The organism is Salmonella sp. 32082101201600294FB01SM01 (genome assembly GCF_017572865.1).
Lineage (GTDB): Bacteria > Pseudomonadota > Gammaproteobacteria > Enterobacterales > Enterobacteriaceae > Salmonella > Salmonella enterica.
On record NZ_JAGESB010000002.1, the window covers coordinates 495941 to 507846 of the forward strand.

At 51.3% G+C, this 11906-nt stretch carries 9 protein-coding genes and 1 pseudogene; 6 read left to right on the forward strand and 4 right to left on the reverse strand.

Annotated features, from left to right (window positions below; all coding sequences use genetic code 11):
- Positions 1–177 precede the first annotated feature (177 nt).
- The gene (gene metC / locus J4645_RS12160) at positions 178–1365 is read left to right on the forward strand and encodes a cystathionine beta-lyase (protein ID WP_000130270.1); all 1188 of its coding nucleotides are present in this window, start codon (positions 178–180) and stop codon (positions 1363–1365) included.
- Positions 1366–1504: 139 nt separating this feature from the next.
- Positions 1505–2164: a DedA family general envelope maintenance protein YghB gene (gene yghB / locus J4645_RS12165; protein WP_023214422.1), complete on the forward strand. Its 660-nt coding sequence runs from the start codon at positions 1505–1507 to the stop codon at positions 2162–2164.
- A gap of 63 nt (positions 2165–2227) precedes the next feature.
- Here yghB and J4645_RS12170 read toward each other — a convergent pair whose 3' ends face one another.
- Complete coding sequence (locus J4645_RS12170) at positions 2228–3127, reverse strand: AraC family transcriptional regulator (RefSeq protein WP_024133738.1); 900 nt, start codon at positions 3125–3127, stop codon at positions 2228–2230.
- Positions 3128–3319: 192 nt separating this feature from the next.
- On the opposite strand from J4645_RS12170, the gene yqhD reads away from it, so the two are divergent.
- The 4 genes and pseudogenes from yqhD to J4645_RS12190 all read left to right on the forward strand — a co-directional run bounded on the left by yqhD (position 3320) and on the right by J4645_RS12190 (position 7566).
- Entirely contained in the window at positions 3320–4483 is a 1164-nt protein-coding gene (gene yqhD, locus J4645_RS12175; protein ID WP_001058722.1) for an alcohol dehydrogenase, read from the forward strand.
- Positions 4484–4588: 105 nt separating this feature from the next.
- The gene (dkgA, locus tag J4645_RS12180) at positions 4589–5416 is read left to right on the forward strand and encodes a 2,5-didehydrogluconate reductase DkgA (RefSeq protein WP_000013100.1); all 828 of its coding nucleotides are present in this window, start codon (positions 4589–4591) and stop codon (positions 5414–5416) included.
- A gap of 165 nt (positions 5417–5581) precedes the next feature.
- Positions 5582–7067: pseudogene (locus tag J4645_RS12185) on the forward strand (DASS family sodium-coupled anion symporter).
- 43 nt (positions 7068–7110) lie between these two features.
- The gene (locus J4645_RS12190) at positions 7111–7566 is read left to right on the forward strand and encodes an HIT family protein (RefSeq protein WP_000128242.1); all 456 of its coding nucleotides are present in this window, start codon (positions 7111–7113) and stop codon (positions 7564–7566) included.
- A 157-nt stretch (positions 7567–7723) separates the two neighbouring features.
- Here the strand turns inward: J4645_RS12190 and J4645_RS12195 are convergent, their stop codons facing one another.
- The 3 genes from J4645_RS12195 to J4645_RS12205 form a co-directional block, all read right to left on the reverse strand.
- On the reverse strand, positions 7724–7918 hold the full coding sequence (locus tag J4645_RS12195) for a hypothetical protein (protein ID WP_000525384.1): 195 nt from the start codon (positions 7916–7918) through the stop codon (positions 7724–7726).
- Positions 7919–8120: 202 nt separating this feature from the next.
- A complete protein-coding gene (locus tag J4645_RS12200; protein ID WP_001274472.1) occupies positions 8121–10292 on the reverse strand; it encodes a YgiQ family radical SAM protein in 2172 nt (723 codons plus the stop codon).
- Positions 10293–10425: 133 nt separating this feature from the next.
- Positions 10426–11847, reverse strand: coding sequence for a DUF4459 domain-containing protein (locus tag J4645_RS12205; protein WP_023214423.1), 1422 nt, complete (start codon positions 11845–11847; stop codon positions 10426–10428).
- Between the last annotated feature and the right edge of the window lie 59 nt (positions 11848–11906).

The window sequence follows — 11906 nt, forward strand, 5'->3', positions numbered from 1 at the left end:
TCATTACTATTTACATACTGCCGCACCTTTACTGCTTTTTCTTTGCGCTTACGCATTAAAAAAGCCACCTGTTTTTATTTTGGCAAAATTTTCATCTGTATCACACGTCGCCAGGGTGCAGATGGTTATATTCATGCTAGTTTAGACATCCAGACGGTTAAAATCAGGAAACGCAACATGACGGATAAACAGTTGGATACCAAACTGGTAAACGCAGGACGCAGCAAAAAATACACGCTTGGCTCAGTGAATAGTGTGATTCAACGCGCTTCTTCACTGGTGTTTGACACCGTCGAGGCCAAAAAACACGCTACCCGCAATCGCGCCAACGGCGAATTATTTTACGGACGCCGGGGAACGCTGACCCACTTTTCGCTCCAGGAAGCCATGTGTGAACTGGAAGGCGGCGCCGGATGCGCGCTCTTCCCGTGCGGCGCGGCGGCGGTCGCCAACACCATTCTGGCGTTCGTTGAGCAGGGCGACCACATCCTGATGACCAACACAGCCTATGAACCCAGCCAGGATTTCTGCAGCAAAATTCTCGGCAAACTGGGCGTGACGACAAGCTGGTTCGACCCGCTCATCGGCGCTGATATCACGCAACATATTCAGCCGAACACGAAAGTCGTATTTCTGGAATCCCCCGGTTCCATTACCATGGAGGTACATGATATTCCGACCATTGTCAGTGCGGTCAGACGCGTCGCGCCAGAAGCCGTCATCATGATTGATAATACCTGGGCGGCTGGCGTTCTGTTCAAAGCTCTGGAGTTCGATATTGATATCTCTATCCAGGCGGGCACTAAGTATCTGATTGGTCATTCTGATGCGATGGTCGGTACTGCCGTTGCAAATGCGCGTTGCTGGGAACAATTGCGGGAAAACGCCTATCTGATGGGGCAAATGCTCGACGCCGACACGGCTTATATGACCAGCCGCGGTTTGCGCACGCTCGGCGTCCGACTGCGCCAGCATCAAGAAAGCAGCCTCAAAATCGCCGCATGGCTGGCGAACCATCCTCAGGTCGCGCGCGTTAATCATCCGGCCCTGCCGGGTAGCAAAGGTCATGCGTTCTGGAAACGAGACTTTACAGGCAGCAGCGGTCTGTTCTCCTTTGTGCTCAATAAAAAGCTGACCGAGGCAGAATTATCAGCCTATCTGGATAACTTTTCGCTGTTCAGTATGGCCTACTCCTGGGGAGGCTACGAATCGCTGATTATTGCTAATCAGCCGGAACAGATCGCCGCGATTCGTCCCGCAGGCGGCGTAGATTTTACCGGTACGCTGGTTCGGGTGCATATTGGTTTAGAGAGTGTTGATGATTTGATCGCTGATTTAGCCGCCGGCTTCGCCAGAATTGTGTAAAGTTGCCGGGGATGGACATATATGCAGACAATTTCCGTGGAAAAGTCTGCGTTTGTTGCGTCCGGGATCAAGGCATCCCGGACGATTCAGGAGTACAATAGGCAGATAAAAGCGTAAATGCTGTTCCACAGGAAAGTTCATGGCTGTCATTCAAGATATTATCGCTGCGCTCTGGCAACATGATTTTGCCGCGCTGGCGAATCCACACGTTGTTAGCGTCGTCTACTTTGTCATGTTCGCCACGCTATTTTTAGAAAACGGTCTGCTGCCAGCGTCATTCTTACCCGGCGATAGTCTGCTGCTGCTGGCAGGCGCGTTGATCGCCCAGGATGTAATGCATTTTTTGCCGACGATTGGCATTCTCACCACCGCGGCCAGTCTCGGCTGCTGGCTAAGTTATATCCAGGGACGCTGGCTCGGTAATACGCGTACCGTCAAAGGCTGGCTGGCGCAGCTTCCGGCAAAATATCATCAGCGCGCTACCTGCATGTTTGACCGTCACGGTTTGTTAGCGTTGCTTGCCGGGCGCTTTCTGGCGTTTGTCCGCACGCTGCTGCCAACAATGGCGGGTATTTCCGGCCTGTCCAACCGCCGGTTTCAGTTTTTTAACTGGTTAAGCGGCCTGCTGTGGGTGACTGTCGTGACCAGCTTCGGCTACGCGCTCAGTATGATCCCGTTTGTTAAGCGCCATGAAGACCAGGTAATGACATTTTTAATGATCCTTCCCGTCGCGCTACTGGTCGCCGGAGTGTTAGGTACGCTGGTCGTGGTGATTAAAAAGAAATACTGTAACGCCTGACGTATCCATAATCGGCCAGGATGGCCCGGTTACGCTTCGTTGACCCGTGGCGGGATGCCCCACTTAGCTCCCTTGCATTGTCCGCATTCTTGCCGCATCTTCGCCCGGCGTAACGCCAAAATAACGTTTAAACTCCCGGCTAAACTGCGATGCGCTCTCATAGCCGACCCGCATCGCCGCGGCGCTGGCCTTCATACCGTCGTGAATCATCATCATTCGCGCTTTATGCAGTCGGTAGCTTTTTAAATACTGCAACGGCGAGGTGCTGGTGACCGCCTTAAAATTATGGTGAAACGCCGACACGCTCATGTTCGCTTCTGCCGCCAGTTGCTCAACATTCAGGTTCTCGGTGTATTTCATTTCGATCTGTTTAAGTACGCGACTGATCAGGCTAAAGTGCGTCTGGCGACTAACCAGTGCAAGCAGCGCCCCGCCGCGCGGTCCCATCAGCACATGATAAAGAATTTCGCGAATAATCTGTTTTCCCAGAATCCGCGCATCCAGCGGGCGCTCCATCACATCCAGCAATCTTTCCACCGCACATAAAATCTCGTCCGACAGCGTGGCGGAGTTAATCCCACTGGCCGCCATCGGCAACTGGAAACGCTCATCTTCGCCAATGTCCATGAGCAACTCTTGCAGTTGCAGCACATCAATGTCGAGCCGAATACCGGCCAGCGGTACCTCGGGCGTCGCCCAGGTCTCGCATTCAAAAGGGAGCGGCACGGTCAGTAAGAGATATTCATTAGCGTCATAACGAAACTTGCGCTTGTTAATATAGCCAATTTTATGACCGGAAAAGAGAAATATGATGCCAGGCTGATACATGACCGGCGTGCGCGGCCCCGGTTCAACACCATACAACAGACGAATGCCCGCCAGCTGCTCGCTGATTATTTTATCATTATTTTTTAAATGATTAATTTTATCAGCCAACTGTAAGCAAATTGCTTCACGATTCATAACGCGCCATTTTTTCATCAAATCCACTCCGCTGGATTGTGCGCATTTTTAGCGATTTTCTCCAGCATTCTGGAGAAATAGGCAAAACATTGGCAGAAATGTGCATTGAGAGACATCCCTCACAAGACCACAATGATGGCCATCAGGCAGACAGCCGCCTGCCCTCTTTTTACCCACATAAGGGAATGAGCAATGAACAATTTCAAATTACATACCCCTACCCGCATTCTGTTTGGTAAAGGCGCTATCGTCGATCTCCGCGATCAGATCCCGCAGGACGCCCGCGTGCTGATTACCTATGGCGGCGGTAGCGTGAAAAAGACCGGCGTACTGGCGCAAGTTCAGGAAGCGTTAAAAGGACTGGATGTTCGGGAGTTTGGCGGTATTGAACCGAACCCGTCCTATGAAACGCTGATGAAGGCCGTGCAGCTTGTGCGCGACGAAAATATTACCTTTCTGCTGGCCGTTGGCGGCGGTTCCGTACTGGACGGCACCAAATTTATCGCCGCAGCGGCGCAATATACGGACGGCGTCGATCCGTGGCACATTCTGGAAACCGGCGGTACTGAGATTCGTAGCGCAATCCCGATGGGGTCTGTGCTGACCCTACCGGCAACCGGCTCAGAATCGAACGCCGGCGCAGTCATTTCCCGTAAAACCACTGGCGACAAACAAGCCTTCCACTCCTCGTTCGTGCAACCGGTGTTTGCCGTACTGGACCCGGTCTACACCTATACATTGCCGCCGCGCCAGGTTGCGAACGGCGTCGTGGATGCTTTCGTCCATACCGTTGAGCAGTACGTCACTTACCCGGTTAACGGCAAAATTCAGGATCGTTTCGCCGAAGGTATTTTACTCACACTGATCGAAGAAGGTCCCAAAGCGCTGCAAGAGCCTGAAAACTATGACGTCCGCGCTAACGTGATGTGGGCCGCTACTCAGGCGTTAAATGGCCTGATTGGCGCTGGTGTTCCGCAGGACTGGGCGACGCATATGCTGGGCCATGAGCTTACCGCGATGCACGGTCTCGATCATGCCCAGACGCTGGCTATCATTCTGCCTGCGCTATGGAACGAAAAACGAGACGTTAAACGCGCAAAACTCCTGCAATATGCTGAACGTGTATGGAATATCACCGACGGTTCCGACGACGAGCGTATTGATGCCGCCATTGCCGCCACCCGCCGTTTCTTTGAACAGATGGGCGTGCCTACCCGTCTGTCCGATTACGGTCTGGATGGCAGCACTATTCCGGCGCTACTGGCTAAACTTGAGGCGCATGGATGCACAAATTTAGGTGAAAATCAGGATATTACGCTGGATGTCAGCCGTCGGATTTATGAAGCGGCGCGCTAAGGTTTTTTCGCCTCTGACTTTCGTTTTTGGCCATTTCGTCCAGACTTAAGTCACTTAGTCTCGCCGGACCCGACTCCGGCGAGCCAATTAAAAGAGGAACACATCATGGCTAATCCAACCATTATCAGGCTACAGGATGGCAACGTAATGCCACAACTTGGGCTGGGAGTCTGGAAAGCAAGCAATGAAGAGGTGATCGCGGCGATTCATAAAGCGCTGGAGGTGGGCTATCGATCGATTGATACCGCCACAGCATATCAGAATGAAGAAGGCGTCGGCAAAGCGCTAAAAGCAGCGAGCGTAGCGCGGGAAGAGCTGTTTATCACCACCAAGTTGTGGAATGACGATCAAAAACGTCCCCGCGAAGCCCTGCAGGAGAGCCTGAAAAAACTGCAGCTTGATTATCTCGATCTCTATCTGATGCACTGGCCCGTACCGGCTATCGATCACTATGTCGACGCCTGGAAAGGCATGATCGCGCTGCAAAAAGAGGGGCTGGTAAAGAGTATCGGGGTCTGTAACTTTCAGATCCATCACCTCCAGCGTCTGATCGATGAAACCGGCGTTACCCCTGTGATCAACCAGATCGAGCTTCACCCCTTGATGCAACAGCGCCAGCTACATGCGTGGAATGCGACGCATAAAATCCAGACCGAGTCCTGGAGCCCGCTGGCGCAGGGCGGCGAAGGCGTATTCGATCAGAAAGTGATTCGCGAACTGGCGGATAAATACGGCAAAACGCCCGCCCAGATTGTTATTCGCTGGCATCTGGACTGCGGGCTGGTCGTCATTCCGAAATCCGTCACCCCTTCCCGTATCGCGGAAAACTTTGCTGTCTGGGATTTCCGTCTCGATAAAGATGAATTAGGCGAGATCGCAAAACTGGATCAAGGCAAACGCCTCGGCCCCGATCCGGATCAGTTCGGCGGTTAAGCCGGATTTATCGCACGCCATGCCCGACGATGTCGTCGGGCTTTTTTTCATTTCGAAATATTAAGAAACAATTACGCGCATTTAACAGTATATTTCCCCCACACACAAGTGCAGAATTATTCTGATTTTGTGAATATTTATTCATGATTATTATCAATTTACTTAATGTATATAAAATATTTATGGATGTGTGATTGTGGCGGAAAAAAAATCTCAGGGCGTCAAATGGCTCCCATTCATTCTTATTCTGGTTATCGCCGCCGGACTGTGGCAGCTAACGCCCCCTTCCGGGTTAAGCGCGCCGGCCTGGCATTCCGCGATTATTTTTGTCGCGACGATCGCCTCTATCGTGGCGAAAGTGCTGCCTATTGGCGCGGTCGGTATTATCGGCATCACCGTCTTTGCGCTCGCCTATGCTGCCGGCGACAAAACGGCCAGCGGCGCGATTACCACGGCCTTGAGCGAGCTTAACAGTTCGTTGATCTGGCTTATCGTCGTCGCCTTTATGATTGCCCGTGGGTTTATCAAAACCGGGCTGGGTCGGCGTATCGCCCTACAAATGATCCGTCTGTTAGGTAAACGAACGCTGGGCCTGGCTTATGGCCTGGCGTTTGCCGATCTGATCCTCTCCCCCGCGATGCCCAGTAACACCGCGCGCTGCGGCGGCGTGATTTACCCGATCGCCGACTCGCTGGCGCGCAGCTTTGATTCACATCCGGAAGATGAGTCTCGCAGCAAAATCGGCACCTTTCTGATCACCTGTATTGGCAATGTTAACGACGTCACCGCCGCACTGTTTATGACCGGTTATACGGGTAACCTGCTGGCGGTAAAACTGGCGGCGAACGCCGGCGTTACGTTGAGCTGGGGAAGCTGGTTTATCGCCGCTCTCCTGCCTTGCCTGGTCTCTTTTCTTATCGTCCCGCTGCTGGTCTACTGGCTGACGCGTCCGGAAATTAAACATACGCCGGATGCGCCGGATTTGGCGCGCAAAGAGCTGGCGCAAATGGGCAGTATGACGCGCGGCGAGTGGCTCATGCTGGCAACCGTCGGCGTGTTGCTGGTGCTATGGATTTTTGGCAATACGCTCGGCGTGGATGCCACGACGGCCTCTTTTGTCGGTCTCTCGATTTTATTACTGAGCGGCGTGCTCACCTGGGAAGACGTTAAAAGCGAAAAAGGCGCCTGGGATACGTTGATTTGGTTTGCCGCGCTGCTGATGATGGCTAACCAGTTGAAGAAACTAGGATTCACCAGCTGGTTTGGCAACCTGATTGGCGACAGCATCGGCAGTACGATGCATGGAACCAGTTGGATAATCATCCTGCTGCTGCTTAACGCAGCCTATTTTTATACCCACTATTTTTTCGCCAGCGGCAACGCGCAAATCGCCGCGCTGTATGCGGTGTTTCTGGGTGTCGGTCTGCATCTGAATATACCGGCAGCGCCGATGGCGCTTATGCTGGCGTTTACCAGCAGCCTGTACTGCTCTCTTACGCAGTATACCCACGCACGCGGCCCCATTCTTTTTGGCGCCGGCTATGTACCGACGGGCGTCTGGTGGCGAACGGGATTTATTATCAGCCTCTTTAATCAGGCGGTCTTTTTGACAGTCGGCCTCGCATGGTGGAAAGTGTTAGGGTTGTATTAAACGCTTAACGCATCGATAAGCCCTCGGTTAACGGAGAAATGGAATGACCTGCATTTTCTGTCAAATAGTTGAAGGTAAAGCACCTTGTCATAAAGTTTGGGAAGATGAGCATCACCTGGCTTTTTTGTCGATTTTTCCGAATACCGATGGGTTTACCGTAGTGATCCCGAAAAAACATTACCCCAGCTACGCGTTCGATCTACCACCGCAGGCGTTAGCGGACCTGATGCTGGCGACCCAAAAAGTGGCTAAGAAACTGGATAAGGCTTTCCCGGATGTCAGTCGTACGGGAATGTTCTTCGAAGGTTTCGGCGTAGACCATGTGCACAGTAAATTAAGCCCCATGCACGGTACTGGCGATTTAACCCACTGGAAACCGATTGAATCGCGGCAGAATAAATTTTTCGAACAGTATGAAGGATATCTGTCGTCACACGATCATGAACGGGCGGATGATGAAAAACTGGCCGCGCTGGCGGCCAGAATTCGTGAGGCATAAATACGGAGCACTTCTGCCGGATGGCGGTGTAAGCACCTTATCCGGCCTACAAAACTGTGCTATTCATAGACCTGATAAGCGCTGCGCCATCAGGCATTATACCTTAGATTATATACTTCTTATCTATTTTAATATATCAACCCTGGTAGGTTAAATATTACGGCGCGTGGCTAAATATTTCGTACAAAAACCATCCAGGAATAGCGGCAATAACACCCATTAAAATTATCCCTGCAAGAGTCATTTGCCTGTCTTCACGTTTTTCCATACTACATGCTTTAATAGCCATTATGAATATAACAACAGCTATTATAGCAATTACGATAAAACAGGGAATAATAATCATACCCATGATATCCCCTCCTCTGGGGCTGTATAAAAGCATCATGCCTTAATCATTAAGGTAATATATAATTAATTTATACAATCAATAACATTGAAATAAAATATAAAGCCCCCCGTAATTTAGCAATTACTAAAGACCGACACAATATATTTAGATATCTGTTACTTCCGGAAATATTAGCTTCCAGAAGCAACAGATTCAAAGGTAATTAACGCCCCGCGCCTTTCCCGCGCTTCTTATTAGCGGCAAGCCCCTGCCGCTGATGTTCCACTGGCGTATGTTTGGTCAACGCCGAGCGCGTGTTGCGGTTCTGGCGACGCGCTTCGCGCATCTCTTCAATGGTCGGCGCAGGCACCAGACACTCACGGCGACCGCCAATCAAATGCTTTTTCCCCATCGCTTCCAGCGCCTGGCGAATCAGCGGCCAGTTCGCCGGATCGTGATAACGCAGCAGTGCCTTATGCAGGCGACGTTGCCTGTCTCCCTTCGGCACCACCACATCTTCACTCTTATAACCAATTTTACCCAGCGGGTTTTTGCCGGTGTAATACATGGTGGTCGAATTCGCCAACGGCGACGGGTAGAAGTTCTGCACCTGATCCAGACGGAAGCGGTGGCGCTTGAGCCACAGCGCCAGATTCACCATATCCTCGTCCCGCGTGCCCGGATGTGCGGAGATAAAATACGGGATCAGATACTGCTCTTTTCCGGCCTGTTTAGAGTAAAGGTCAAATAACTCTTTAAAGCGATCGTAGCTGCCCATACCCGGCTTCATCATTTTCGACAACGGACCTTCTTCAGTATGCTCCGGCGCAATCTTCAGATAGCCGCCCACATGATGGCTTGCCAGCTCTTTAATGTAGCGAGGATCTTCTACAGCGATGTCGTAGCGCACGCCGGAGGCAATTAAGATTTTCTTAATGCCTTTCAGCTCACGGGCGCGGCGATAAAGATTGATCGTCGGCGTATGGTCAGTATCCATATGCGGACAGATATCCGGATAGACGCATGACAGGCGACGACAGGTCTGCTCCGCACGCGGCGACTTACAGCGCAGCATATACATGTTCGCGGTAGGACCGCCCAGATCGGAGATCACGCCGGTAAACCCCGGCACCGTGTCGCGGATCGCTTCGATCTCGTTGATGATAGAGTCTTCCGAGCGGCTCTGAATGATGCGCCCTTCATGTTCAGTGATCGAGCAGAAAGAGCAGCCGCCAAAGCAGCCGCGCATGATATTGATCGAAAAGCGGATCATCTCATAGGCCGGAATACGGGCATTGCCGTAAGCCGGGTGCGGCACACGCTGATACGGCAGCGCAAACACGCTATCCATCTCTTCAGTGGAGAGCGGTATGGCGGGTGGGTTGATCCAGACATAGCGGTCGCCGTGTTTTTGCATCAGCGCCCGCGCGCAGCCAGGGTTAGTTTCGTGATGCAGAATACGCGACGCATGGGCGTACAGCACCTTGTCGCCTTTCACCTTTTCAAAGGATGGCAGCAGGATATAGGTTTTTTCCCACGGCTTCGGACGCGGCGGCTGCACGGTAATCGCTTTAGCTTCCTGCTTTTTCGGCGCGACCGGCTTGTTATCCGCGCACGGCAGATCCTCGCCATAGGGATGGGGAATTGGATCGATTTTACCCGGCGTGTCCAGACGAGTGGAGTCGACGCCGCTCCAGCCAGGCAGAGCTTCTTTAACCATAATCGCAGTGTTACGCACGTCGCGAATCTGATCGATGGTTTCGCCCATTGCCAGACGGTGCGCCACTTCCACCAGCGGACGCTCGCCGTTGCCAAACATCAGCATGTCGGCTTTGGAATCGACTAACACTGAACGACGCACAGTATCAGACCAGTAGTCGTAATGCGCGGTACGACGCAGACTGGCCTCAATGCCGCCGAGGATCACCGGGACGTCTTTCCATGCTTCTTTGCAACGCTGGGTATAGACCAGCGTGGCGCGGTCCGGGCGTTTGCCCGCGACGTTATCCGGGGTGTAGGCGTCATCGTGGCGCAGCTTACGATCGGCGGTGTAACGGTTGATCATCGAGTCCATGTTGCCAGCGGTCACGCCGAAGAACAGGTTCGGTTTACCCAGACGCATAAAGTCGTCTTTGCTGTTCCAGTCCGGCTGGGCGATGATCCCCACGCGGAAGCCCTGCGCTTCCAGCATACGACCGCAAATCGCCATGCCGAAGCTCGGATGGTCGACATAGGCGTCGCCGGTTACCAGAATGATGTCGCAGCTATCCCAGCCAAGTTGATCCATCTCTTCACGTGACATCGGCAAAAACGGCGCCGGCCCAAAGCAGGCGGCCCAGTACTGCGGCCAGGAGAAAAGGTCGCGATCCGGTTGGATCAGGGAGATAGCGCTCATAATGCTTCCAAAAAATTGGCAAAAAAATAATCAAAGGTCGGGGATTATAAGCCGGAATGGAAGAGAAATCGAATTGATTGGTGAGGCAGCACTCTGTAGCGGGGCCGATTGCCTGCCCCGCCGGTTATCGTACTTATGGACGAGCAGGCATATCTGCTACTTTGATAATAGGATTTTGTTCTTCGAGCAAATTCAACAGTACCGGCGTGACATGATACATGGATTCTGCAATCATGACTTTCCCTCGCAGGGTGATTCTCTCCCCTATAAACCGTTGATAATAATTGTATTTTTCAGGAGGAAGAATGAGCTGGACATAGCGATCCCAGTCAGGTTGGTCCATCATGGCCCCTGCCACACACTGAAGGTTTATTGTTTTTAATTCGAGATCTTTATCCGAGTGTTGGCCTTGGTTATCTTCAATGACGTGCTCGCGTTTGACCATCATACCTTCCAGTTCAATCGTGTCACCCTCTTTGTTGCAGGAAGAATCAAAGTTCACATAAGTGAGAACATATTTCCCTTTCTTTTCATCAAACTCAAAAGTGGAATTGTAATAAATACCTAAAGGTTCGCTGTATAAAAAGGAGTAGCGCTTATAGCTCTCGATATCGCGTTGACAGTTTCCGCCGCCATTGATCATTAAGTCTCTGTATTTTTGCCATACTTTTTCTAAATTGATTGGCTGATCTGCGCCAGTCGTAAGGTATTCTGCCGTATTGTCCATGACATATTTGATATTATTCGCTTTCAGCGCCTCACAAAAATCGGTTGTGTTCTGAATATACAGCGCCTTTTTACGCTGTGACTCAGGAGAAAGCAGCTCTTTGAGGAGTTTGATATTACGATGCTCTGTCTTGGTAATTAGGTAATCAACGTTCGCATAGCGTGGGCGATACCACGGCTGCTGTCGGAAGTACCGATCCATCTCACCGCCCGGTCTGAAAATATAACCGTGGCGAGCATAAATCTCATTAAGCATAATTTTAAGATCGGCTATCGAGGTTGCCCTGGTTTGCACGCTTCTTACAGGAAGCCAGGTCCGCGAGGCTTCAGGAAATCGGCCTTCCAGCGTGATGTGCTCTATCTGCGGTGCGAAAGCAAGATAGCTGCCGTAATCCATCAGCGTTCCCTTTGTCCCCATAGGAATGAGCCCTTTTCTTTTAGGCGTCACGAGAAAATCGATACAGCGCATATGTTCACTTCCAGTAATCACCGAATGGTCATTCTCTTGTTCAAAAAACTGGATATCACACCACGGCGCGCCACTCATCGTAGAAAAATCGTCAGGAACCACGCGCTGCCATTTTCGAACGTCGGGCAACTCAGCGTAAAATCCGAGCCACTCATCTGCAGTGGCGGTATAATCATCGTTTTCGCTGCCATAAAAGGGTTCGCGACTGTCACCGAAAAAGGTAAAGTCATTTAGTGTGTAGTCTGTGACCTTGTCCTGAAAATAGATTTTTTTATTTTCGAACTCAGGGCGGAATTTTAGTTCCGCATTAGCTGAGAAGATAAACAGGCACACAAATATAAATAAAAAACATTTTTTCATTATTTACCACTCCCTGTATTTCTATTAACAATCAATGTAATTTCAATTATCAGAGCACG